The following is a 22,355-nucleotide window of genomic DNA, read 5'->3' on the forward strand; positions in this document are numbered from 1 at the left end:
GGCGCTTCGATATTTCCCGCCGGACATAACGTTCCGCTGGCAGGCACGTTGCGGGCGTGATAATTAAGCGATGTGCCATATCCCGAATGGTGCGTGATCCGTAACATGCCACGGTCCCCGACCGTGGCGCATGCGATCGCGCCGGGATGGGCCGTGCCCCTTCGCGGCGCGAAGGGAGATGACCATGTCGAACCATGCAGACGATCCGCGCGACCGTATTTTCGGGCGCGACGACCTTCTGGCACAGCTAAAGAGGCGCCAACGGGAGATCCTCGACATCGTGGAGGAAACCGCTGGAGCGGAAGCGAGGTCCGCGCTGAAGATCGGGCTTCCCGTGTCAGGCGTCCCGCTCGAGATGACGGACTTGCTGAGGGAGTATCGCACCCTTGGAAAAGAGATCTCGCGCCGCAATTCCATGCGCGCCAGCCGGCAAATGAGCCGCTTCCTGTCGGGCATCAACGAGGACGGCTCGGAACTGTCGGAAGAAGCCAGGCAATGGTGGCTGAACCGCTACTGAACGACCCTTGGCGGCGGCGGGCGATGGTGCTAGCCGGGGCGCATGACACGACCCCGCTTCACCCTTCTTGTCGTCGCCTCGGAAGACGGCTTCATCGCCCGACATCCCGCAGACAATCCGGCCGGTTGGGCCAGCGCCGAGGAACAGGCGCTGTTCCTTGCGGCCGTCGATGCAGCCGACTGGTCGGTGATGGGCCGCCACACCCACGAGGCGGCGGACCGGCCCGAACGGCGGCGGATCGTCTTTTCCTCGCGGGGCGGGGGCTGGAAGCGGCCGACGCAGCTGTGGCTGAACCCCGAGGGGATCACACCGGCGGCATTGCCGGGCCTGGTGGGCCATGTCCATCCGATGCGCGAGGGCCTGATCCTTGGGGGGACCGCGGTGCATGACTGGTTCCACAGGCACGGCGCCATAGACGAGGTGCGCCTGACGATCGAGCCGGTGCGCTTCGGCACGGGGCTTGCGATCTTTTCCGGCGATGGTCCGCAGGATCCGGAACGCGCCTTCACGTCGCGCGGCCATGTCCGGTCTGACGAGGAGGTGCTCAACGCCGCGGGCACAAGGCTTCTGACGTTGCGGCCTTCAGGGGCGTGATCCGTGGCCGCGCAACGGGGCGCGGCCACGCATGATACGCGATCAGCGGTTGCGCAAGCCCTGGCTCAGGCGGGGGCGGGAACCTCTATCCGGACGCCGGCCCTGTCGGCGATGGCAACAAGTGCGGGGATGTCCGGTGCGCCCTTGGGGGCCGGGAAGTCGGTCGCGCCCTCGGGCAGGGGCTCTCCTGCCTCGGTGAAGAAACGGTCATGGACCGTGCCCGGCGCATTGATGATCAGCATGCGTCCGGGCGTTTCCGAGACGCAGGTGAAGGCATGCAGCGCCCCATCCGGCACGCGAACGTAATCGCCCGCACGCGCCCGGCGCATGTCGCCGTCCACCATGAAGGCATATTCGCCCTCGAGGATGTAGAACGCCTCGTCCTCGCCCGCATGGCGGTTCGGGGGCGCCCCCGCACCCGGGGCGCTCAGCGCTTCGACAAGCGCATAACGCCCGCCGGTCTCGGCGCTGAAGGCGTGAAATTTCAGGATGTTGCCCAGCAGATGCCAGGTGCGGTGCCGCGTGGCGGTCATGTCCCTTGTTCCTTCCCTTGCAGGAAATGAGTCCGTATAATGGGTCTGATGTATCATAATGAGACAATTGTCTCAATAAGATTCGGGCAGACATGGCACCAAGAACGAGACAGAAACAGCGGACACGCGCGGCCCTGCTGAAGGGGGCCCGCGATGTGCTGGATCGCGGCGAGGCGCTGACCGTTCAGGCGGCGGCGGATGCGGCGGGGATTTCAAAGGCGACGGCGTATCGCTATTTCCCCGATCCCGGCAGCCTTGCGGCCGAGGCGATGCTCGACATCGACATGCCGACCGCCGACCGGATCCTGGAAGGGATCGCCGGCACCCGCGCGCGGGCGCAGCGGGTGCGGGGCTTCTATCTCGACTTCACCTTCGAGCACGAGGCGCAGTTCCGGGCCTATCTTGCCCAGACCATGCGCGACTGGGCGGCCCGGTCCCAGGAGGCGCGGCGCGGGATGCGCGGCGCGCGGCGCGTTGCGGCCTTCGAGCTGGCGTTGACATCGGAACGCCCGCGGCTTGGCCCCGAGGGGCTGCGCGAGCTTGTGCAATGCCTGTCCACCGCCACCGGGATCGAGCAGCTGATCGCGCTGTCAGATGTCTGCGGGCTCGACCGCGCGGCGGCGGACCGGGTCTCGGCGCGGGTGGTGGACGCGCTTCTCGACAGCTATGGCGTTTCCTGAGCGCCGGCCGGGTTGGGCATCAGCGTCACCTCGCCCACGGCCATGCCGGGCGGCTGTTCCAGCGCATAGAGCACGGCGCGCGCCACGTCCTCGGCCCGCAACCCCTCGGGCCTGGGGCTGTCGAAGAAGGGCGTGTCGACCATGCCCGGCGCGATCACCGTGCAGCGCCCACCCCATTCGCGCATCTCTTCGGCCAGGTTTGCGGCCCAGCCGTGGACGAACCACTTGGTCGCGCCATAGACCGATCCCTTCAGCGAGACGCGGCCGGCGCGGCTGCCGGTGACAAGGAAATGACCCCTTCTGCCGCGCAGCGCGGGAAGCGCCACCTTTGCCGTCAGCAGCGCACCCCAGATGTTCACGTCGATCATCTGCCGCCAGTTTTCCGGATCGCCCGCCTCGGTCCCGGGCACGCTTGCGCCAAGCCCCGCATTGGCGAAGGCGGCATCCAGCCGCCCGAAACGCTCGATCCCCGCCTCGACCGCGCGGGCCTGGTCCGCCTGCGCCGCCACGTCGCCGGCCACGGCGAGAAACGCGTCGCCCAGTTCATCGGCCAGCGCGCCAAGCCGGGCCTTGCTGCGCGCAAGCCCCACGACGGCCCAGCCCTGTGCTACCGCCGCGCGTGCCGTGGCCGCCCCGATCCCGGTCGAGGCGCCGGTGATGTATATCGTCCGTCTGCTGTCCATCCCGCTCTCCGTCGTGTGGGTTTCCCTTCACATGGGGCCCGCGGAAGGCCTGGCAAAGGGCAGGAAAGTCACATCACGGGCCCGCCCATCATGTTGTGGCTTTACGCCAACACCGCCCCAAGGCTAGATGATGCAAAGGCGCGTTTAACCAGGGGGCGCAAGGGATGCGGTGTCCGTTCTGCGGCAATGTCGATACTCAGGTAAAGGATTCCCGTCCTGCCGAGGACCATGTCGCCATCCGGCGGCGGCGCTTCTGCCCGGCCTGCGCGGGGCGCTTCACCACCTATGAGCGGGTTCAGCTGCGCGACCTGGTGGTGATCAAGAAACAGGGCAAGCGCGAGCCCTTCGACCGCGACAAGCTGGAACGCTCGATCCGTATCGCGATGCAGAAGCGCCCCGTCGACCCCGAGCGGATCGACCAGATGATCTCTGGCATCGTGCGGCGACTGGAAAGCCTGGGCGACAGCGACGTGCCGTCGGACAAGATCGGCGAGATCGTGATGGAAACCCTCGCCCGCATCGATACCGTCGCCTATGTGCGCTTTGCCAGCGTCTACAAGAATTTCCAGGCCGCGGACGATTTCGAGGAGTTCGTCTCGGAACTGCGCCCCACGGCCCCCGAAGAAAAGGGCTGATCCGTGCACCCCAAGCCGGAGGATGCGAGCCACATGGCGCGCGCGCTGGCGCTTGCTGCCCGTGCCCTTGGCAATTCGTGGCCGAACCCGGCCGTCGGCTGCGTGATCGTCAGGGACGGCGCGGTGGTCGGCGAGGGCTGGACCGCGCCCGGCGGACGGCCCCACGCCGAGACGCAGGCGCTGGATGCCGCGGGCGCGAAGGCAAGCGGCGCCACGGCATATGTCTCGCTGGAGCCCTGCGCCCATCACGGGCTGACACCGCCTTGCGCCGATGCGATGGAACGCGCCGGCATCGCGCGCTGCGTGATCGCGACCGGCGATCCGGACCCGCGCGTGGCGGGCCGCGGCATCGCGCGGCTGCGCGATGCGGGCATCGCGGTAGAGGTCGGGCTGATGGCAGACGAGGCCAGCGCGCTGAACGAGGGCTTCTTCACCCGCATCGCGCGGGGCCGGCCATGGCTGACCCTGAAGCTTGCCAGCAGCCTTGATGGGCGAATCGCGCTTGGATCGGGTGTCAGCCGCTGGATCACCGGGCCAGAGGCGCGGGGGTTCGTCCACGGCCTTCGCGCACGCCACGATGCGGTGATGATCGGCGCCGGCACGGCACGCGCCGACGACCCGACGCTGGATGTGCGCGAAGGGCACCAGACCCCGCGCCAGCCGGTGCGGATCGTGGCCGACAGCACGCTGTCGCTGCCCCTGACCGGACGGCTTGCCGCGACCGCGCGGCACCAACCGCTGTGGCTGCTGCACGGTCCGGGCGTGGCGCGGGACCGCGCACAGGTATTTGGCGACATCGGGGTCGAACTGCTTGGCGTGCCGACCGGAGAGGGCGGCGTTCTCGATCTCGTGGCGGCCATGGGTGCGCTTGGCGCGCGCGGCCTGACCCGGGTGCTCTGCGAGGGCGGCGGTCAGCTTGCCGCGGGGCTGATCCGCAGCGGGCTGGTTGACGAGCTGATCCTCATGACTTCGGGCAAGGTGATCGGCGGGGACGGCATTCCGGCGGTGGCCGCGATGGGTGCCACGGACCTTGGCGCGGTGCCCCGCTTCGTGCCGATCGAACATCGCCAGCTGGGACCGGACCTGATGAGCCGCTGGCGCCCGGCGACCTGATGCGTCAGCGCCGCCAGAGCGGCGCCAGCCCCCGCAGCCGATATTGCAGCGCCGCCACGATCCTGTGCCGGCGCGTGGCCTGCCGGGAGACAGCCCCCTGCCCCGCGGAAAGCCGCTCGAGGATCACCTCGGGCGCGCAGGCCAGCCCGGTTTCGGCATCGAAATAGCGCGGATAGGCGATAAGCGCCGCGTGGACCAGCGCAGCGAGATCGGGCCGTGCGCTGCGGCGGGGATGGGTCTGCCCGTGATCCTCGGTCAGGCCCCAGCCGGCATAGAAGGGCATGCCGAGGCAATGCACCTCGCGTCCGCGCAGCAGCGCCTCGAATCCCATGAGCGACGTCATGGTCCAGATCACGTCGGCCTGCGCCATCGCCTCTGCGGCAGAGGCGTCGCGCGCGACGTGGTCGGCCAGCCGGGCAAGATCCGCCTCGGCCACAGCGCCCTTGCGCAGGCCGATCTCGACATCCGGGTGCGGCTTGAAGACGATGCAGGCGTCGGGAAAATGCGCCCGCGCGCGGCGGAGAAGTTCCAGATTGGTCGCCACGTCCGTCGTGCCGGTGCGGATCGAGGCGTCGTCCTCTACCTGCCCCGGCACCAGCACGACGCGACGGCCGGGGGCCGCGGGGATGGGGGCGCCTCGCCCGACATTGTACTTGGTGATGCGGGCCGCGACGATCGCCTCGGCCAGGGCCAGCGCGCGGCGCCGCTCGGGCGCGCTCAGGCCGGTCGCCGCCTTGGCGATCAGCCGTTCCAGCCGGCTTTCGCGGTTGGGGTCGAAATAGATCCCCAGATCGTCCAGTACCAGCGATGCGGCGGGCAGCAGCTGCGCACCCAGACCTACGGATCGCAGGAACCCGTCCTCGACGCGCCAATGCCGGACGCCGGACGCCTCGGCGGCGGCGCGCAACTCGGGGGTTTCCCTTCCTGCCCAGATCAGCAGGTCGCGCCCCGCCCGCGCCGCCAGCGCCACCGCCCTGGCGGGATCGTTCTCGAAGCGTGGACGGCCGCCCGCCCCGGCCAGGAAATCCGACACCGGCTTGTGCTTCCACGGTTTCATGCCGGTGCAGACGAAGCTGCGCCGGTTCTCGCGCCAGGCCCGCGCCTGCGCGGCCAGCGCCTGCGCCACGGTCTCGAAATCGGTCAGGCGGTCGCGATGCGGGTCATACCAGACGGGGTATTCCAGCATCGCGCCCCCAAACAGCGCCTCCCTGCTCAGGCTTTTGCCGCGGCGCGCTACGGGCTTGCGGTCGTCGCTGAGGCCCCAGCCGGCGTAGAATGGCTGGCCGAACAGCACCGGCCGATGGCCCGCGAGGATCGCCTCGAACCCAAGCTGGGAGGATACGGCATGGACGGCGATGGCGCCCTCCAGCAGCGCCCAGGGGTTGACGGGATCGGCACAGATCGTGGTGCGCGCGTCGCAGTCCTGGGGGCCGAAATGGCCGCGCCGATGCCCCGATGCGGTGACGGGATGGGTCCGCAGGACGATGCGTGCGCCGGGATACGCGGACCTTGCGGCGTCAAGCATCGCGGCGAAGTCCGCAGCGCTGGCGCCGGCGTGGCTGATGGCTGCATCGCCGCGCGTCTGGTCGATGACCAGGACGTAACCGGGGTCGGGCGCCTGCGCGTCCGGATCCCAGTCGGAATATTTCGAGATGCCGTGACGACGCAGGAAGTCGATCCCGTCCCGCGCGCGGTCGAGCAGGTCCGCCCGCTCCAGGTCTGCCGTCGCGAGCAGGGTCTCCAGGTCCGAGGGCTGTCCCGCATCGTAGTGCATGGCGGCCCCGTCCAGCAGGAGCCCCAAGGGCCGGTCGCCGGACGGGCCCGGGCGGACCGAGCGCAGGAACGCATCCTCGACGTTGAGAAGCGGCAGACCGAAGCGGCGCGCAGCCCACAGGCCCCGCCGCGCGACGGGGCGACGGCCCCAGACGCCGACCGCGTCCGCCCTGGACGGACGCAGGCCGGGCACGATGTCCCAGCCTGCCAGGTGCAGGATGCGGCGGATCCGCCGGTCGAACAGGAAACCTCCGCTGTAGACGGCCAGCCTGCGGCGGCTGGCCATCAGTTCGTGGCGTTCTCGGCCAGCCGGGTCAGCGTGGTCGCGAAATTCAGCGATTGCGCGGTCGCTTCCAGAACCCTGCTCCATGCCACGAAAGGTGCCTCGGTGATGTAGATGGTGTCATCATCCCGGATCTGGAAATCCTTCGCAACGAAGATGCCCCCGGGGTTCGTCAGGTCGATCACATAGGCAAAGGGCTCTCCGTCGACCGCGTTCGCGTCTCCGGTCACGGTCCGGGCCACGTCCGCGGCCTCGCGGCGGAAGATGAAGATGCCGGTCGGATCCGACAGGCTGGCGTTCAGGCCGCCGACCTCGGCCAGCGCCTCGATCACGTTGATGTCGCCGCGCGGGAACGGCACCCGGGCCTGCGCGCCGGTCGCGCCCAGCGCGGTGAAGGCGCGGCGATCCTCCTCGACGATGATGGTGTCGTCCGGCCTGAGCGCGATGTCGAGCGAGGGATCGTCGTAGAGATCCTGCAGATAGATCCGGCCCGACCGCCCGTTGCGGCGCAGGGTGATGATGGCGATTTCGGGATCTATGGTCACGCCACCGGCCTGCGCCAGCATCGCGGCGAGTGTTCCCGTCGAGGGCAGGATCGGATAGACGCCCTGCCCGCCGATCCCGCCGATCAGGTTCACGCTGGCACCGTCCCCCGCGGCGCGGCGCACTTCCACCTGCGGATCGGGGGTCTGGCTGCCCAGCGCCTCGGTGATGTCGTCGCGCAACTCGCCCGGCGTCTTGCCCGAGGCGCGCAACTCGCCGGCATAGGGGACGAAGATGATGCCCTTCTGATCGACCTGCACATCCGACAGGTTGGCCAGCTTCTGCCCGGTTCCGACCAGCAGGCCGTTCTCGACATTCTCCCACACGGTGATCGACAGCCGGTCGCCGGGGTTGATGATGTCCGAGCGAAGCGCGGGCATGGTGCGCAGCTCGGTCGAGAAGCCGAGTTCCTGTTCGACCCGCGCGCGCCGCGCGATCTCGGCGTTGACCAGAACGACGTTCAGATCCCCGCCGGCACGTTTGGACGCGGCGACGATCTCTTCGGCATTCGGTCCAGGGCGCGGCAGGGCACAGGCCGCAACGGCGCCCGAAAGGGCCACCAGCGCGGCGCCGCGCAGGGCCTTCGCTACAATCCGGTTCACGCTCTCTGCCTCAAGACGTTCTTGCTTTTGTGCCGGTACCTTACAGCGCGAGGTTGAAATCCCAACAGCGCAGGTGGCGGCTATCCGATCTTGGCGGTCAACTGTGGCTTCGGTGCCGCGGCGGGACGACCCACCTCGGCATAGGGATCGCGGTTCTGCAACAGCACGTCGACGATCTGGCGCAACGCCTCGGCTCGGCCTTCCGCGGTGTAGAAGCCGCCGGGGAACTGCGAGGTTTCCAGCAGGAACTGGCGATAGACCATGTAGGCGTCGCGGTCCGGCCGCTGCGGGTCCGCGAAGAATTCGGCGATGGGCTGCTGCGAGACGAATTCGGGCTTGGAGTAGACCGACCGCCCGAAGGCCTTGAGCGGCAGGCCCCGCCAGAGCACCTGCTGCCCGGCGGTGGAATTGACCGTCACCGCGCTGGTGGCATGGTCGAGCATTTCCCCAAGCCGTCCGCCGCGGATCATCTGGACCCGGTCGGGAATCCCGTGCCGGCGTGCGGCCGCCCGGATCAGCTGCGGGATCGGCTCGCGGCCATCCTCGAGCGGATGGGTCTTGAACACCAGCCTGTGATGCCGCGGCGCGCCGGTGGCGAAACCCTCGATGCAGAGGTCGATGAACTCGCCGATGGATTTGAAGTCGCTGTGATCGCGGAAGGACGCGTCATGGGCCAGTTGCAGAAGCACCAGATGGTAGTTCGCGCCGCTCTCCTGCAGCTTGCGCGTCTCGCGCTTCCGCTCCCGGACATGGAACGGGAACAGCGCCAGCCGCCGCAGGTAGAGCATCAGTTCGCGCCGCACGGGGATGGTCCGGTGCGGGCGGAAACGCCGGTAGCGCCGGCTGCCGATCAGCATGTTGGCGTGGTAGCGCGCCCCGTTGAAGATGTGATGCCAGAGCGCGCCCCATTGCGCCGGCGCCTCGGGCACGTCGCGGGTGACACCGCCCAGCCGGTCGCGCATTTCCTGCACGGACATGTGCATGAGGGGCGAATTGCCGTTCACGCCGTCGCGTTCATAGGTGATCCAGTAGGGCCGAAGATACCCTTCCTCGAAGCAGTGGATCGCGATGCCGCGTTCGCGCGCAAGCCTGCGGGCCACCGCATGGATATCGCGCGTATCCGCGTAGAGCACCAGATCGGTGACCGGGTTCGCGGCGAGAAAGGCGTAGATGAACCCCTCCCATTCGGACTTGTCCTGCCGAAACGCGGTATAGGCATCGCGGTGGGCCCAGCTCTTCTCGTCGCCGGCATTGAAGCCGATCCTGTGCACCGTCGCCCCCGCTTCCCGCAGGCGAAGGGCGAGATCGCTGAAGAACGGCCCATGAGGGCCCTGGAGAAACAGGAAGAATCGCGCGCTCAACAAGTCCGTCTCCGCATCATCGGTCGCCTCCGGCCTTGCATTCCGGCCATTGCGCCGCAAGCGAGAAGCCTTGCCCAGCACGGGCCGCTCTAGTATCCCGCCCCCGACGACTGCACGAGGATGCTTAGCGAATGTTCACCGGCATAATCACCGACATCGGCCAAATTGCGGCCACGGAAAGACGCGGCGACCTTCGGGCACGGCTGCTAACCGCCTATGACGCCGGGCAGATCGATCTTGGCGCCTCGATCGCGTGCGACGGCGTCTGCCTGACGGTGGTGGATCGCGGCACCGACGGCGGGTCCGGCTGGTTCGACGTGGACATCTCGGCCGAGACGCTGTCCAAGACGACGCTGGGTGCATGGACCACGGGGCAGCGAGTCAACCTGGAACGGGCGCTCAAGGTCGGGGACGAACTGGGCGGCCATATCGTGTCGGGCCATGTGGATGGCGTGGCAAAGGTGGTGGACCTGAGCGAGGACGGCGACAGCACCCGCGTCACCTTCGAGGCGCCGGCGCATCTGGCGCGCTATATCGCGCCGAAGGGCTCTGTCGCACTGAACGGCACCTCTCTGACGGTGAACGATGTGGACGGCGCCCGCTTCACCATCAACTTCATCCCCCACACCAAGACCCACACCACCTGGGGCAAGGTCGCGGTGGGAGATGCGATCAACCTGGAGATCGACACGCTGGCACGCTATGTCGCGCGGCTCGAGGACATGCGCCTCGCAGCGGGAGAGAAGGCATGAGCAGCACAGAGACCTATGCGGACGCGATCTCCAGCATAGAGGACATCATCGAGGACGCGCGCAACGGGCGCATGTTCATCCTGGTGGACCACGAGGACCGCGAGAACGAGGGCGACCTGGTGATCCCGGCCCAGATGGCGACGCCCAGCGCGATCAACTTCATGGCGACCCATGGCCGCGGGCTTATCTGCCTGTCGCTGACCAGCAAACGCCTCGATGCCCTGGGGCTGCCCCTGATGGCGTCGTCGAACTCGTCGCGGCACGAGACCGCCTTTACCGTCTCGATCGAGGCGCGCGAAGGCGTGACGACCGGCATTTCCGCCCATGACCGTGCGCGCACGATATCCGTCGCGATCGACCCGACCTCGGGTCCGCAGGACATCGCGACCCCCGGCCACGTCTTTCCGCTGCGCGCCCGCGACGGCGGCGTGCTGGTGCGCGCCGGCCATACCGAGGCGGCGGTGGACATCGCGCGACTTGCCGGACTGAACCCCTCGGGCGTGATCTGCGAGATCATGAAGGATGACGGGACCATGGCCCGTCTGCCCGACCTGATCGCATTCGCCCAGACCCACGGGCTGAAGATCGGGACGATCTCAGACCTGATCGCCTATCGCCGGCGCCATGACAACCTGGTGCGGGAAACCGCCGTGCGGCATGTGACGTCGGAATATGGCGGCGAGTGGATGCTGCGCATCTTCACCGACGAGACCGGCGGCGCCGAGCATGTGGTGCTGACCAAGGGCGATCTCTCGACCCCCGAACCGGTTCTGGTCCGGATGCACGCCGCAAACCCGCTGGAGGACAGTCTCGGGCTGAAGCCGAACCGCTCGCACCAGTTGCAGGACGCGATGGTGACCATCGCCGAGGCGGGACGCGGCGTGGTGGTCCTGCTGCGCGACATGTCCATGAAACTTGCCTTCGACGGCGAAGCGTCGCCCCAGACGTTGCGGCAATACGGGCTGGGCGCCCAGATCCTGGGCGCGCTGGGCGTGCATGAAATGGTGCTGCTGACCAACTCGCCCAAGCCGAACGTCGTCGGCCTGGAAGGCTATGGCCTGTCCATTGCGGGCACCCGGCCGATCGAAAGGAAATCCTGACATGGCCACGGCCGTGACCCATTACAGCCTGCCCGCGCCGGTGTTCGACACACCGACGCGCGTGCTGATCGTCGTATCCCCCTATTACCGCGAGATCGCGGCCGAGCTTCTGGCCGGCGCCAAGGCCGCCTGCGAGGCGGCGCGCGCGATGTATGACGTGGTCGAGGTGCCCGGAGCACTCGAAATCCCGCAGGCCGTGGCGCTGGCGGCGGCCGAAGGCGAGTATGACGGCTTCGTCGCCCTCGGCTGCGTGATCCGCGGCGAGACAACGCATTACGACACCGTCTGCAACGACAGCTCGCGAGGGTTGATGGAACTGGGGCTCGAGGGGCTTTGCATAGGCAATGGCATCCTGACGGTGGAGAACGTCGAACAGGCCGTCGTCCGGGCCGAGGCGGCTGGCCAGAACAAGGGCGGCGGCGCGGCCGAGGCGGCGCTGCACCTGATCGCCCTGGGCCGCCGCTTCGCGGCGCAGGCCGCAGCCGGAGCAGAGTGACATGGCTGGCAAGAGCGAGAGCGAACGCGCAGCCGCCCGGCAGGCGCGATCGGCGGCCCGGCTTTATGCCGTGCAGGCCCTGTTCCAGATGGAAGCCTCGGATGCCTCGCTGGACGAGGTGCAGCAGGAATTCGAAACCCATCGCTTCGGCGCCGAGATCGAGGGCGAGACCTGGGCCGAGGGCGACGTGGACCTGTTCCGCCAGATCCTGCGCGAGGCGGTCAGCCGACAGGCACGCATCGACAAGCTGACCGACGCGGCGCTGGTCGAGAAATGGCCGATCGCGCGGATCGACCCGACCATCCGCGCGCTGTTCCGCGCGGCGGGTGCCGAGATGCTGGCGACAGACACGCCGCCCAAGGTGGCGATCAACGAATATGTCGACATCGCCAAGGCCTTCTTCCCGGGCGGCAAGGAAAGCCGTTTCGTGAACGCGGTCCTCGACCACATGGCGCGGGAGATAAAGCCGGATGCCTTTGCCTGACCCGGCGTCTTCGCGTCGGCCTTGAAACCGCCGGGATCTGCCGCTTAGGGTACCCATGTGGCAGGTCTTCGGGAGAGGATGCGCAGTGGCATGCAGGCGCCGGCTTCTTGGGCTGGGGGCAATGCTCCTCTGGCTGGCGTGGCCCGGCGCGGTGCCGTCAGCCACGCCCGATGCAACGTCGCGCATCACGCCCTACAGCCTTGAGCGGAATGCCGATTACGATCGGCGCACGCGCTTTTCCCGGCTCCAGACGGAACTCGTCTATGTCCAGAGCCGCACCGGAGAGATCCCCGTCGACCTGGAAACGCTCCGGCCTGCTGCACAGGAGCGAGGCGCGGGCCTGTCGGCGCTGGTTCCGGGGGCATCCCGCGCGGTGCTTGTCGGGCTGGCGCTGGTGGCGCTTGTCCTGCTGGTGCTCAGGCGCGAGCGATTGCTGGCGCTTCTGCGCGTCAACCCGGCAAGCGCGCGGACATCGAGACACGCGGCCAGCGCGGTGGCGCAGACGGACGGCAACGGGCTCGACCCCGCGCTGATCGCGCGGCTGCGGGGCATGGCCGATCGCCGCGCCGCGCTTGTCGAGCTGCTCGAGGCGGCCCTTGCCGCCGCCGCCACGGCGAACGGCGTGCGGTTCGGCCCGTCCGAGACAGCGCGCGACTTCCTGCGGCGCCTGCCGCGCGACTGGCCCCATCTGCAGGATCTGCGCTGGATCGTGATGACCGAGGAGCTGGTGCAGTTCGGCGGCAGGCCGCTGCGCGAGGCGCGGTTCCTGGACTGCCTGGAACGCGCCGCCCCGATCCTTCGCCTGCGGGGGACCGCGACATGAGGCTGCGCCTTGGTCCTGCGGAACTGGCGATGGCGCTGGCCGTCGTGGTCGTTGCGGCGGTCGGGGCGTTCTACCTGTCGATGGCGCGGGAACTGCCGCTCGAGCGGTCCGCCATGGGCCAGCGTGGCCTGATCGGCTGGTTGAACGCAAGCGGGGTCGAGGCCCGCTACGCCGGGCTGGAAACCGTGACCGCCGGAGAGGGCGCCTTCCGGATCCTGCCCGTGCTGGACACCGATCTGGACCGCATCTTTGCCCGACCCCGGGATGACGCGGCCTATCTTGAAACCGGGACGGAGCGCGATCTGGATGCAGACCTGATCCGGCGCAAGGCCGAACTGCTGCCCACCCTGGTTATTGCCGCCAAGTGGCAACGGGCGGCGCGGCTTTCGGGCCATGCGGATCCCGAATTCCTGCTTGCCCTGTCGGAAACCCGTGCCGCATTTGCGCCCTTCGGTCTGGATGCGGTGCAGCTTCACCGGCCCGAGACCCGCGTGCTTGAATTCGAGGTGCCGGCCGGCCCGGCCACGCCGACGCGGCGCGGGCTGCTCTATGCGCCGCAACTCTTTGCGGCGCTTCCGGATCCGGAATGCACGCCGCTGGTCACGGTGCCGGGCGGCTACCTCGCGATCAGCTGCACGGGCGCGGATTGGCCGCGGCCGGTGCATTTCCTGTCGGATCCGGACCTGATGAACAATCACGGGCTGGGCCTGGCAGAGAACGCGGACCTTTCGGCCGATCTGATCGGCCTGCTTGCGAAGGGCGCGCCGGTCCTGATCGACACGACCGATTTCATCTTCGCCACGCCGCAAGGCGTGCCGACACCCGCGCGCCGCTGGTCGGAACTTCTGGCGGTCCTTGCCTGGCCCAATACGCTGGCCTGGGCCGCGCTGGGATTGCTCTGCGTGCTATTGTTCTGGCGCAGCTGGGTGCGGTTCGGCCCGGCGCAGGCGCTTTACGACGACCGGATGAGCGCGGCGCGCGACGCCTCGATCACCGCAAAGGCCCGCCTGCTGCGGCTGGCCGACAATGACAGCCAGCTGATGCAGGCGCATCTTCACAACCGCTTGCGCCGGATCGAGCGGGAGCTTTTCGGCCGGGCACTGGGCGGCGACCCGCTGGGGCGGATCGTGGCCCATCTGCGCCGCTCGGATCCCGCCCTCGCGTCAGGCTTTGCGCAGGCGGCGGCGGCGGTTACAACCGCTGGACAGGGGATGGACACGGCGCGGCTGATGACCGTGCTGGACAACTTCGAGCGGCAGGCGGAAAGGGTGGTGCATGGATCTCGATGAATTCCGCGCAGCGGCGGAACGGATGCGGGCCGAGATCGGCAAGGCCGTGCACGGACAGGACGACGCCGTCGACCTGGCGCTGATCGCGCTGCTGTCGCGGGGCCACTGCCTGCTCGAAGGGCCGCCGGGAACCGCCAAGACGCTTCTGGCGCAGGCGCTTGCAGCGGCGCTGGACCTGGAATTCGGGCGCATCCAGTTCACCCCGGACCTGATGCCGGGCGACGTGCTGGGGGTGAACCTGTTCGACTTCGGCACCTCGTCGTTCCGACTGACCCGCGGACCCGTCTTTACCGACATCCTGCTGGCCGACGAGATCAACCGCGCGCCGCCCAAGACGCAGGCGGCGCTTCTGCAGGTGATGAACGAGCGGATCGCCACCATCGACGGCACCGACCACCGGCTGGGCGACAGCTTTTTCGTGATCGCGACGCAGAACCCGATCGAGCAGCAGGGCACCTATCCGCTGCCCGAGGCGCAGCTCGACCGTTTCCTGTTCAAGGTGGTGATCGAGTTCCCCGACGAGGCGGCGGAAATGGAGATCCTGCGCCGCCATGCGGCACAGCCCCTCTCGCATGCCGCCCGCACCGCCGAGATCCGCCCGGTCATGGGCCCCGAGGCGCTGGCCGCGGGCCGCCGGCTGATCGACGGCATCCGGCTCGACGACACCATCCTGGGCTACATCCTGCAACTGGTACGGGCCACGCGCGACGATCCGGAAATCCGGCACGGCGCCTCGACCCGCGCGGCCGATGCGCTGGCGGGCGCGGTGCGGGCGCTGGCCGCGCTGGAGGGGCGGGACTACGCGATCCCGGACGATGTCCAGCGACTGGCGATCCCGGCGCTGCGGCACCGGATCGTTCTCGGCCCCGGCGCCGAGATCGAGGGCCGGACGGAAGCGGACGTGATGGAGAACATCCTCAACCGGATCGAGGCGCCCCGCTGATGCGCCCCGCCCGCCGCCTGCTGTGGCTGTCCGCAGCGGTGCTGGCGCTGATCCTGATCGTCGTGGCCGCGGCGCCGATCCCGACCGGGGCGGCCGTGGCGGTGCTTGCGGCAGTTGTGGCACTCTGCCTGGCCGATCTGGCGATGGCGGCACGGGCCTCGTCCGTTCGGCTGGAGACGGGTCCGCCGGCCGAGGTGTTCACCGGCGAGACGGCGACGCTGCCGCTGCTTCTTGTTGCTCGGGGGGGGGCCGGGCTGCCCCGGATCCTGGACGCGCGGGCCGAACTCGATCCGGCGCTTGGCGGGCTGGTCCCGCTGTCCGTCACGGCAGAAGGCCGCCGCACCGCACGCGGAACGCTGCGCATCCCGGCACGACGACGGGGCACCTATCCGCTTCATGCGCTCTGGCTTCGCTGGCAAAGCCCGCTGGGGCTTTGGGAAATGACGCCCCGACTCCCGCTGGGGGCGGAACTGCGGGTGATCCCGAACATCCGGCCGGTGACATCGGGGCGGATCGACACGCTGGTGCGGTCCGATCTCTACGGCGTCAAGGACACCGCCCTGCGCGGCGAAGGGTCCGAGTTCCACCAGTTGCGCGAGTTCACCACCGGGATGGACAGTCGCACGATCGACTGGAAACGCTCGGCCCGGCACCGCAGCCTTGTCGCCAAGGAGATGCGGGCCGAGCGCAACCACCAGATCGTGCTCGCACTCGACAATGGCTACCTGATGCGGGCCGAGGTGGACGGCCTGCCCCGGATCGACCATGCGATCAACGCGGCCCTGGGCATTGCCTGGGCGGCCGCGCTGGGGGGCGATCTGGTCGGGCTTTACAGCTTCGATGCAGAGCCTCGCGCCTACATGCCGCCCCAACCTGGGCGCAGCGCCTTTCCGATCCTGCGTGCCCAGACCGCGCGGCTTGGCTACAGCAGCGTGGAAAGCAACCATACGCTGGCGCTGGCGCATCTGGGCGGACTGCTGAGCCGCCGGTCGCTGATCGTCATCTTCTCGGATTTCGCCGACACGACCACCGCCGAACTGCTGGTCGAGAACCTTGCGGTGCTGCACCGGATGCATGTGATCGTCTTCGTCTCGTTCCGCGATCCGGGCCTCGAGCGGCGGCAGGACGGGCGCGCCCGCGCGCCGCAGGACGTGGCGGAAGCCGTGGTCGCGGCCGAAATGGCGCGCGAGCGGCAGCTCGTGCTGGACCGGCTGGCCCGGATCGGGGTGATCTGCATCGAGACGGCACCGGCCGAACTGACGCCGCGGCTGCTGGCCACCTATCTCGATATCAAGGCGCGGGAGCTGATATGAGCGTCGCCGGCAACCTGATCCGTTCCGCCCGCTTCCGCGCCGAGCGCGAGCCGGACTGGCGCGCGCTGGAGATCGTGCTGGCCAAGGCCGAGCGCCATGGCGTCGGCGCCCTGAGCTTCGAGGAGGCCCATGCGCTGGGAACCCTCTACCGCAAGGCGATGGCGTCGCTGTCCACGGCGCGGGAAATCTCGCTAGACCGCGCGCTGCTCGCCTATCTCGAGGCGCTGTGCGCACGCGCCTACCTGGCGGTCTATGCCCCGCAACAAAGGCTGGGCGGCCTGCTCGGCCGGTTGCTGGGCACCGGCATCCCCGGGGCCGCGCGGCGGCTGTGGCCGCTGATCCTGGCCGCCTATGCCATCCTGATCCTTGGCGCGGTCGTGGGCTACATGCTCTTCCTGGCGGATCCGCTGTGGTACCAGACGGTGATGCCGGCGGACCTGGCGGGCGGGCGCGGGCTGAACGCCAGCCGCGAGGATCTGCTGGCCGTTATCTACAGCGGCGAGGGATCCGCGTCGGATCAGTTGATGGCCTTCGCCTCGACCCTGTTCTCGCGCAATACGCAGATCGCGATCCTCGTGTTCTCGCTGGGGGTCCTGGCCTGTATCCCGGCCGCGGCGCTGACCTTCTTCAACGGGATGGTGCTGGGCGTGTTCCTGGCGCTGCATGCCGATCGGGGCATCCTTGGCGACGTGCTGGCCTGGCTCGCGATCCACGGCATCACCGAGCTGTCGGCCATAGCCATCGCCTGCGCGGGGGGACTCCATCTGGGACAGGCCGTGCTTTTCCCCGGCGAGATCCGGCGCCGCGACGCGCTCAGGCGGAACGCCCGTGATGCGGTGAAGCTGGCCATCCTTGCGGGGATGATGCTGGTCGCGGCCGCGATCCTCGAGGGTTTCGGCCGCCAGCTCGTGCAGTCGCCCGGCGCACGCATCGCCATAGGCATCGCTGCCGGACTGTTCTGGCTGGCCTGGCTTGCACTTTCGGGGCGGAGGACGCGATGAGCCCCCCCGCCCCCCGCAAGGAAGAGCCACCCCGCATCATCGAGATCGTGCCGCCCGAAGGCGTGCCGATCCGTTTCGACGTGGCCGGGCTGGGCGCGCGTTTCGTGGCGCAGCTTGCCGATATCCTTCTGTCGCTGGCGGCCGTGATCGCGGTGATGGCCCTGCTCTTTCTGTCGGAACTGATCCCGATGACGGGGCTGGTGACCGTCGGCGCGCTTCTGTTCTTCGCGATCCGCGCGCCATACTACATCCTGGCCGAGATCCTGATGAACGGGCAGACCTTCGGCAAGCGCCTGTCGGGCCTGCGCGTGATCGCGGTGGACGGGCGCAGCCTGTCGCCGCACGCGGTGACCGTCCGGAACCTGATGAAGGAAATGGAGGTGTTCGTCCCCGGTACCCTGCTGCTGACCAGCGCCTCGCTGTCCTGGCCGGCGGCGCTGCTTCTCATGGCCTGGATATCGGTTCTGCTGGCGGTTCCGCTGCTGAACCCGATGCGGCAACGCCTGGGAGACATACTGGCCGGCACCTATGTAGTGACGCTGCCGGTTCCGATCCTGTTGCCGGACCTGGCCGACGCCCCGCAGGACCAGGGGCGGTTCAATTTCCTGCCGCACCATCTCGACCATTACGGGCGCTACGAGTTGCAGACGCTCGAGTCATTGCTCCAGGCGAACCGCGATGCCATGGGCCGCGGCGCCGCAGCGCGCCATGACGACAACCTGCGCCGCGTCGCCGCGACCATCGCCCGGCGCATCGGCTATACCGGCCGGCTGGATCCGGATGCGGCAGAGGCGTTCCTGCGCGTCTTCTACAGGACGCAACGCGCCTACCTGGAGAACCGCAAGCTGTTCGGGGACGCCCGCGAGGACAAGTTCCATCGCAGCCAGGGCGGAAAGTCCGGTCCGCGCGGCGGATGAGCGCTTGATCCCCGCCCCCGGGCTGATACCTCTGGAACGGAGGTTTCCGAGGAGGATCATGGACCAGCCCGCCCCCTTGCCGCCGCTGGGTGTCACCCGGCTGGTCGGTCAGAGCTTTGCGCTTTTCTTCCGGCACTTCGCGGTATTCGGCCCGATCGCGCTGGTCCCATCGGTGGTCGTGGGCCTTGTCCAGCTGGCCGTGCTGTCCGATGCGGCACTGCTTGGCCGCAATGTCGACGCGCTCGCGGCACTTGGCCCGGTTCTGGCCAGCATCGGCCTGTCGCTGGTCGTGGGACTGGTGGTGATGGCGATGACCACGCTGGCCGCCTATGACATCCGCACCGGCCGTTCGCTGAGGATGGGACAGCATCTGCGCCGGACCCTGTCGGCGGCACTGCCGATCGCGATACTGGGCTTCCTGTTCTACCTGGCCTTCCTGGTCGGGCTGGCACTGCTCGTGCTGCCGGGTCTCTACCTGATGGCACGCTACTGGGTGATGGCACCCGCGGTGCTGGTCGAGGGTGCCGGGTTTTCCGGCCTCTCGCGTGCGGCCGAACTGTCCCGCGGCTATCGCTGGCCGATCCTGGGCGCGGTCCTGCTGCTGTTCGTGCTGCTGCTGCTGGCCACGATCGGCGTGACGCTTCTTCTGGGGGTTGCGGTCGACGTGGCGCTGTCGCAGGTCACCAACCAGCCCGGGATCATGCCGGCGTTGCTGTTCGATACCGTCACCACCGCGCTGCATTACGCGATCCTGTCGATCTTTACCGCGCTGCTGTACGCAAGGCTGCGCGAGGTGAAGGAGGGCCTTGGCTTCGAGGATCTGGCGAAGGTGTTCGAATGAACGGTTTCACCTTTCGCGATCTGGTGGACGACAGCGCCGCGCTGCTGCGGCGATATGGGCCGATCGCCTATCTCGAATTCCTGGCGCTCGGGATCGCCGGCACGACACTTCAGGTGCTGCTGGCACCCACTGCCTTCCGCGCCCGGGTCAGCGAACCGGGCGGGGACCTTGTCGCGCTGATGTTCGATCCGCTCGTGCTGATGTCCGAGGCAGCCTTTGCGCTACTGTTCGGCATCGCCTGCCTGCGGATATGGTGGGAACAGACCGGCGCCGCGCCGCCCCCGGCCGAGCGGCGGGCGCTTCTGGCCGCGCAGGCGGCACCGCTGGTCGTGCTGAACATCGCCACCGGGTACCTGGGGTATATCGGGCTTCTCGCGATGCTGCTGCCGGGCCTGCTGATCGCGGCGCTGACCACGACGCTGTCCCCGGTCATCCTGATCGAGCGGCGGGGCTGGGACAGCCTCAGGCGGTCGGTCCAGATGGCCGTGCCGCATGTCTTCACCCTGACCGCCGGATGGGCCGCGATCCTGCTGCCCTGGCTTGTCCTGTCCGTCGCCATCGCGCCCCCGCCCGCCCCGCCCGAGGCTTCGCTGACCGGGCTCTGGCTGGCATGGCTGCTGCCCGATGCGGCGGGCGCGGCGCTGACCGCCGTCAGCCTGTGCCTGACGATGGCCGCCTATGGGCGCATCACCGGGACCGAGGGAAGCCGGCCTAGCCGTTGAAGCGGTTGTCGCGCGGGAAGCCGCGCGGCGCCATGCGCCCCGCACCCGCCCGCTTGCCGATCCAGTCGGCAAGGTCGGTTTCGGTCCGGGTCCGTCCGGCGGGGTCCTTCCAGCTCAGCCCGTCGGCCAGCGTGAAGGTCGTGACATCCGACAGGCCGGAGGCAGACGCGTCCAGCGGCGCGGCCCCGAAGGGCACCTTCTGCAAGCGCACGCCCTTGCCGCGGGTCATTTCCGGCAGTTCGGCCAGCGGGAAGACCAGCATCTTGCGGTTCTGCCCAACGCTTGCGACGTGATCCCCCGCGACGCGCTTGCAGGCGATGGCGCGCACCCCGTCCTTGACGTTCAGCACCTGCTTGCCAGCGCGGGTCTGGGCCACCACCTCGTCCTCGGGCACGACGAAACCGTCGCCGGCAGACGATGCCACGATCACCTTCGCGCCGGGACGGTGGATCATCAGCGAGACGATCTCGGCCTCGTTCGGCAGATCGACCATCAGGCGCACCGGCTCGCCCATGCCGCGACCGCCCGGCAGGTTCGACCCCGCTATGGTGTAGAAGCGCCCGTTCGAGCCGAACAGCAGGATCCGGTCGGTGGTTTCGGCATGGAAGATGAAGCGCGGCCCGTCGCCATCCTTGAACTTCAGGTCACTGTCGAGCGCGATATGCCCCTTCATCGCCCGCACCCAGCCCATCTGGGAACAGACCACGGTGATCGGCTCGCGCTCGATCATCGCCTCGAGCGGCACGTCCTCGACGGCGGGCGCATCGGCGAACAGGGTGCGGCGCGCCCCGCCGGGGGCCTGCTTGCCGAACTGCTTGCGCACGTCGCGAAGCTGGTCGGCGATGCGGTCCCACTGCATCCCCTCGTCATCGAGAAGGGCGACGATATCCGCCCGCTCGGCGGTCAGCGCATCGCGCTCGCGCCGCAACTCCATTTCTTCCAGCTTGCGCAAGCTGCGCAGGCGCATGTTCAGGATCGCCTCGGCCTGCACGTCGGACAGGCCGAACTCGGCCATCATCACCGGCTTCGGCTCGTCCTCGGTGCGGATGATCTCGATCACCCGGTCGAGATTGAGGAAGGCGATGATATAGCCCTCCAGCACCTCGAGGCGGGCGTCGATCTTGCCCAGCCGGTGGCGCGAGCGGCGCAGCAGCACCTCGCGCCGATGGTCGAGGAAGGCGCGCAGCACTTCCTTCAGCGAACAGACCTTCGGCGTGCGCCCGTCGATCAGCACGTTCATGTTGAGCGAGAAGCGCGATTCCAGGTCCGACTGGCGGAACAGCGTCTCCATCAGTACCTGCGGATCGACGCTGCGGGATTTCGGCTCGAGGATCAGGCGCACATCCTCGGCCGACTCGTCGCGCACATCGCCGAGGATCGGCACCTTGCGCGCCGTGACCAGCTCGGCGATCTTTTCGATCAGCTTGGATTTCTGGACCTGGAACGGGATCTCGGTCACGACGATCTGCCACTGACCGCGGCCCAGCTCCTCCACTTCCCATTTCGCGCGAACCCGCATAGAGCCGCGCCCGGTGCGATAGGCTTCGGCGATGGCCTCGCGGCTTTCGACGATCACGCCGCCGGTCGGGAAGTCGGGCCCCGGGATGATCTCCATCAGGGTCTCTTCTCGGGCGTTCGGCGCCTTGATCAGGTGCAGGCAGGCAGCCACCAGCTCGTCGATGTTGTGCGGCGGAATGTTGGTGGCCATCCCCACCGCGATGCCGCTCGAGCCATTGGCGAGCAGGTTCGGAAACGCCGCCGGCAGCACCACCGGCTCGCTTTCGGAGCCGTCGTAATTGGGGCGGAAATCGACCGCGTCCTCGTTCAGCCCCTCCATCAGGGCCATCGCGGCGGCGGTGGCGCGGGCCTCGGTGTAGCGGGCGGCGGCGGGGTTGTCGCCGTCGATGTTGCCGAAATTGCCCTGCCCGTCCACCAGCGGGTAGCGCATGTTGAAGTCCTGCGCGAGCCGGGCCAGCGCGTCATAGATCGCCTGGTCGCCATGGGGGTGGTAGTTCCCCATCACCTCGCCGGTGATCTTGGCGCATTTGCGGAAGGGCCCGGTCGGCTCGAGCCGCAGGTTGCGCATGGTGTAGAGGATGCGCCGGTGGACCGGCTTCAGCCCGTCCCGCGCATCGGGCAGCGCGCGGTCGGTGATGGTCGAAAGCGCATAGGTCAGGTACCGCTCGCCCAGCGCGCGGCGCAGCGGCTCTGCCATGTCGCCCGGTGCGGGCATGTCGCGGTCGTCGGTCATGTCATCCATAGATGTTGTGGTACACCGAGGCGCGGTATCGGTCCAGCGCCACGGCGCGGTTGCCTCTGCGCGGGCGGCTGTTACATCAGGGTCGAACCGGAACGGC

The 22,355-nt window shown here is 68.6% G+C and carries 23 protein-coding genes; 17 read left to right on the plus strand and 6 right to left on the minus strand.

The features are described 5' to 3' along the window. The first annotated feature begins 178 nt into the window (after nt 1-178). The gene (locus HMH01_RS13795) at nt 179-517 is read left to right on the plus strand and encodes a hypothetical protein (protein WP_171326348.1); all 339 of its coding nucleotides are present in this window, start codon (nt 179-181) and stop codon (nt 515-517) included. A gap of 42 nt (nt 518-559) precedes the next feature. Then, nucleotides 560-1,111: a dihydrofolate reductase family protein gene (locus HMH01_RS13800; RefSeq protein WP_171326349.1), complete on the plus strand. Its 552-nt coding sequence runs from the start codon at nt 560-562 to the stop codon at nt 1,109-1,111. 65 nt (nt 1,112-1,176) lie between these two features. Here HMH01_RS13800 and HMH01_RS13805 read toward each other — a convergent pair whose 3' ends face one another. Next, nucleotides 1,177-1,644 (minus strand): cupin domain-containing protein, encoded by a 468-nt coding sequence (locus HMH01_RS13805; RefSeq protein WP_246237406.1) that lies wholly within the window; start codon nt 1,642-1,644, stop codon nt 1,177-1,179. Between the two features lie 92 nt (nt 1,645-1,736). Here HMH01_RS13805 and HMH01_RS13810 point away from each other — a divergent pair, with 92 nt between their 5' ends. Beyond that, a complete protein-coding gene (locus tag HMH01_RS13810) occupies nt 1,737-2,324 on the plus strand; it encodes a TetR/AcrR family transcriptional regulator (RefSeq protein ID WP_171326351.1) in 588 nt (195 codons plus the stop codon). On the opposite strand, the gene HMH01_RS13815 is transcribed toward HMH01_RS13810, so the two are convergent. Further along, the gene (locus HMH01_RS13815) at nt 2,309-3,007 is read right to left on the minus strand and encodes an SDR family oxidoreductase (RefSeq protein WP_171326352.1); all 699 of its coding nucleotides are present in this window, start codon (nt 3,005-3,007) and stop codon (nt 2,309-2,311) included. The genes HMH01_RS13810 and HMH01_RS13815 overlap by 16 nt on opposite strands. A 164-nt stretch (nt 3,008-3,171) precedes the next feature. Between HMH01_RS13815 and nrdR the strand changes: the two genes are divergently transcribed. After that, nucleotides 3,172-3,642, plus strand: coding sequence for a transcriptional regulator NrdR (nrdR, locus tag HMH01_RS13820; RefSeq protein ID WP_171326353.1), 471 nt, complete (start codon nt 3,172-3,174; stop codon nt 3,640-3,642). Between the two features lie 33 nt (nt 3,643-3,675). Then, nucleotides 3,676-4,755 (plus strand): bifunctional diaminohydroxyphosphoribosylaminopyrimidine deaminase/5-amino-6-(5-phosphoribosylamino)uracil reductase RibD, encoded by a 1,080-nt coding sequence (gene ribD / locus HMH01_RS13825; RefSeq protein ID WP_171326600.1) that lies wholly within the window; start codon nt 3,676-3,678, stop codon nt 4,753-4,755. Between the two features lie 4 nt (nt 4,756-4,759). Here ribD and HMH01_RS13830 read toward each other — a convergent pair whose 3' ends face one another. From HMH01_RS13830 to HMH01_RS13840, 3 genes are all read right to left on the minus strand, one after another. Beyond that, nucleotides 4,760-6,814 carry a capsular polysaccharide biosynthesis protein gene (locus HMH01_RS13830; RefSeq protein WP_171326354.1) on the minus strand — a complete coding sequence of 685 codons (2,055 nt, stop codon included), beginning with the start codon at nt 6,812-6,814 and terminating at the stop codon, nt 4,760-4,762. Next, nucleotides 6,814-7,956: a polysaccharide biosynthesis/export family protein gene (locus HMH01_RS13835; protein WP_343035308.1), complete on the minus strand. Its 1,143-nt coding sequence runs from the start codon at nt 7,954-7,956 to the stop codon at nt 6,814-6,816. The genes HMH01_RS13830 and HMH01_RS13835 overlap by 1 nt, the downstream gene beginning before the upstream one ends. An 80-nt stretch (nt 7,957-8,036) precedes the next feature. After that, nucleotides 8,037-9,317, minus strand: coding sequence for a capsule biosynthesis protein (locus tag HMH01_RS13840; protein WP_246237407.1), 1,281 nt, complete (start codon nt 9,315-9,317; stop codon nt 8,037-8,039). A gap of 131 nt (nt 9,318-9,448) precedes the next feature. Here HMH01_RS13840 and HMH01_RS13845 point away from each other — a divergent pair, with 131 nt between their 5' ends. The 12 genes from HMH01_RS13845 (at nt 9,449) to HMH01_RS13900 (ending at nt 19,998) form a co-directional block, all read left to right on the plus strand. After that, a complete protein-coding gene (locus HMH01_RS13845) occupies nt 9,449-10,069 on the plus strand; it encodes a riboflavin synthase (RefSeq protein ID WP_171326356.1) in 621 nt (206 codons plus the stop codon). Next, on the plus strand, nt 10,066-11,169 hold the full coding sequence (gene ribB, locus HMH01_RS13850; RefSeq protein WP_171326357.1) for a 3,4-dihydroxy-2-butanone-4-phosphate synthase: 1,104 nt from the start codon (nt 10,066-10,068) through the stop codon (nt 11,167-11,169). Before HMH01_RS13845 ends, ribB begins: the two co-directional genes overlap by 4 nt. Nucleotide 11,170: 1 nt before the next feature. Further along, the gene (locus HMH01_RS13855; protein WP_171326358.1) at nt 11,171-11,665 is read left to right on the plus strand and encodes a 6,7-dimethyl-8-ribityllumazine synthase; all 495 of its coding nucleotides are present in this window, start codon (nt 11,171-11,173) and stop codon (nt 11,663-11,665) included. A 1-nt stretch (nt 11,666) separates the two neighbouring features. Next, nucleotides 11,667-12,149: a transcription antitermination factor NusB gene (gene nusB / locus HMH01_RS13860; RefSeq protein ID WP_171326359.1), complete on the plus strand. Its 483-nt coding sequence runs from the start codon at nt 11,667-11,669 to the stop codon at nt 12,147-12,149. A gap of 121 nt (nt 12,150-12,270) precedes the next feature. Further along, the gene (locus tag HMH01_RS13865; RefSeq protein WP_171326360.1) at nt 12,271-12,972 is read left to right on the plus strand and encodes a DUF4129 domain-containing protein; all 702 of its coding nucleotides are present in this window, start codon (nt 12,271-12,273) and stop codon (nt 12,970-12,972) included. Beyond that, a complete protein-coding gene (locus HMH01_RS13870) occupies nt 12,969-14,261 on the plus strand; it encodes a hypothetical protein (protein WP_171326361.1) in 1,293 nt (430 codons plus the stop codon). The genes HMH01_RS13865 and HMH01_RS13870 overlap by 4 nt, the downstream gene beginning before the upstream one ends. Next, the gene (locus tag HMH01_RS13875) at nt 14,248-15,204 is read left to right on the plus strand and encodes an AAA family ATPase (protein WP_171326362.1); all 957 of its coding nucleotides are present in this window, start codon (nt 14,248-14,250) and stop codon (nt 15,202-15,204) included. Before HMH01_RS13870 ends, HMH01_RS13875 begins: the two co-directional genes overlap by 14 nt. Beyond that, entirely contained in the window at nt 15,204-16,517 is a 1,314-nt protein-coding gene (locus HMH01_RS13880) for a DUF58 domain-containing protein (protein ID WP_171326363.1), read from the plus strand. The genes HMH01_RS13875 and HMH01_RS13880 overlap by 1 nt, the downstream gene beginning before the upstream one ends. Then, the gene (locus HMH01_RS13885) at nt 16,514-17,518 is read left to right on the plus strand and encodes a stage II sporulation protein M (RefSeq protein WP_171326364.1); all 1,005 of its coding nucleotides are present in this window, start codon (nt 16,514-16,516) and stop codon (nt 17,516-17,518) included. Before HMH01_RS13880 ends, HMH01_RS13885 begins: the two co-directional genes overlap by 4 nt. After that, nucleotides 17,515-18,435, plus strand: a complete 921-nt coding sequence (locus HMH01_RS13890) for an RDD family protein (RefSeq protein WP_171326365.1) — start codon at nt 17,515-17,517, stop codon at nt 18,433-18,435. The genes HMH01_RS13885 and HMH01_RS13890 overlap by 4 nt, the downstream gene beginning before the upstream one ends. Nucleotides 18,436-18,493: 58 nt before the next feature. Further along, complete coding sequence (locus tag HMH01_RS13895) at nt 18,494-19,276, plus strand: hypothetical protein (protein WP_171326366.1); 783 nt, start codon at nt 18,494-18,496, stop codon at nt 19,274-19,276. Further along, nucleotides 19,273-19,998 carry a hypothetical protein gene (locus tag HMH01_RS13900; protein ID WP_171326367.1) on the plus strand — a complete coding sequence of 242 codons (726 nt, stop codon included), beginning with the start codon at nt 19,273-19,275 and terminating at the stop codon, nt 19,996-19,998. Before HMH01_RS13895 ends, HMH01_RS13900 begins: the two co-directional genes overlap by 4 nt. Here the strand turns inward: HMH01_RS13900 and parC are convergent. Beyond that, nucleotides 19,988-22,258 carry a DNA topoisomerase IV subunit A gene (parC, locus tag HMH01_RS13905; RefSeq protein WP_171326368.1) on the minus strand — a complete coding sequence of 757 codons (2,271 nt, stop codon included), beginning with the start codon at nt 22,256-22,258 and terminating at the stop codon, nt 19,988-19,990. The two genes, HMH01_RS13900 and parC, sit on opposite strands and share 11 nt — an antisense overlap. Between the last annotated feature and the right edge of the window lie 97 nt (nt 22,259-22,355).

Origin of the sequence: Halovulum dunhuangense (assembly GCF_013093415.1) — a bacterium.
Lineage (GTDB): Bacteria > Pseudomonadota > Alphaproteobacteria > Rhodobacterales > Rhodobacteraceae > Halovulum > Halovulum dunhuangense.

What these genes read in the sequence shown, in the direction of transcription:
- HMH01_RS13795 (WP_171326348.1), top strand. Translation starts at nt 179, where the DNA reads ATGACCATGTCGAACCATGCAGACGATCCGCGCGACCGTATTTTCGGG.
- HMH01_RS13800 (WP_171326349.1), top strand. Translation starts at nt 560, where the DNA reads ATGACACGACCCCGCTTCACCCTTCTTGTCGTCGCCTCGGAAGACGGC.
- HMH01_RS13805 (WP_246237406.1), bottom strand. Translation starts at nt 1,644, where the DNA reads ATGACCGCCACGCGGCACCGCACCTGGCATCTGCTGGGCAACATCCTG.
- HMH01_RS13810 (WP_171326351.1), top strand. Translation starts at nt 1,737, where the DNA reads ATGGCACCAAGAACGAGACAGAAACAGCGGACACGCGCGGCCCTGCTG.
- HMH01_RS13815 (WP_171326352.1), bottom strand. Translation starts at nt 3,007, where the DNA reads ATGGACAGCAGACGGACGATATACATCACCGGCGCCTCGACCGGGATC.
- nrdR (WP_171326353.1), top strand. Translation starts at nt 3,172, where the DNA reads ATGCGGTGTCCGTTCTGCGGCAATGTCGATACTCAGGTAAAGGATTCC.
- ribD (WP_171326600.1), top strand. Translation starts at nt 3,676, where the DNA reads ATGGCGCGCGCGCTGGCGCTTGCTGCCCGTGCCCTTGGCAATTCGTGG.
- HMH01_RS13830 (WP_171326354.1), bottom strand. Translation starts at nt 6,814, where the DNA reads ATGGCCAGCCGCCGCAGGCTGGCCGTCTACAGCGGAGGTTTCCTGTTC.
- HMH01_RS13845 (WP_171326356.1), top strand. Translation starts at nt 9,449, where the DNA reads ATGTTCACCGGCATAATCACCGACATCGGCCAAATTGCGGCCACGGAA.
- ribB (WP_171326357.1), top strand. Translation starts at nt 10,066, where the DNA reads ATGAGCAGCACAGAGACCTATGCGGACGCGATCTCCAGCATAGAGGAC.
- HMH01_RS13855 (WP_171326358.1), top strand. Translation starts at nt 11,171, where the DNA reads ATGGCCACGGCCGTGACCCATTACAGCCTGCCCGCGCCGGTGTTCGAC.
- nusB (WP_171326359.1), top strand. Translation starts at nt 11,667, where the DNA reads ATGGCTGGCAAGAGCGAGAGCGAACGCGCAGCCGCCCGGCAGGCGCGA.
- HMH01_RS13865 (WP_171326360.1), top strand. Translation starts at nt 12,271, where the DNA reads ATGCTCCTCTGGCTGGCGTGGCCCGGCGCGGTGCCGTCAGCCACGCCC.
- HMH01_RS13870 (WP_171326361.1), top strand. Translation starts at nt 12,969, where the DNA reads ATGAGGCTGCGCCTTGGTCCTGCGGAACTGGCGATGGCGCTGGCCGTC.
- HMH01_RS13875 (WP_171326362.1), top strand. Translation starts at nt 14,248, where the DNA reads ATGGATCTCGATGAATTCCGCGCAGCGGCGGAACGGATGCGGGCCGAG.
- HMH01_RS13880 (WP_171326363.1), top strand. Translation starts at nt 15,204, where the DNA reads ATGCGCCCCGCCCGCCGCCTGCTGTGGCTGTCCGCAGCGGTGCTGGCG.
- HMH01_RS13885 (WP_171326364.1), top strand. Translation starts at nt 16,514, where the DNA reads ATGAGCGTCGCCGGCAACCTGATCCGTTCCGCCCGCTTCCGCGCCGAG.
- HMH01_RS13890 (WP_171326365.1), top strand. Translation starts at nt 17,515, where the DNA reads ATGAGCCCCCCCGCCCCCCGCAAGGAAGAGCCACCCCGCATCATCGAG.
- HMH01_RS13895 (WP_171326366.1), top strand. Translation starts at nt 18,494, where the DNA reads ATGGACCAGCCCGCCCCCTTGCCGCCGCTGGGTGTCACCCGGCTGGTC.
- HMH01_RS13900 (WP_171326367.1), top strand. Translation starts at nt 19,273, where the DNA reads ATGAACGGTTTCACCTTTCGCGATCTGGTGGACGACAGCGCCGCGCTG.
- parC (WP_171326368.1), bottom strand. Translation starts at nt 22,258, where the DNA reads ATGGATGACATGACCGACGACCGCGACATGCCCGCACCGGGCGACATG.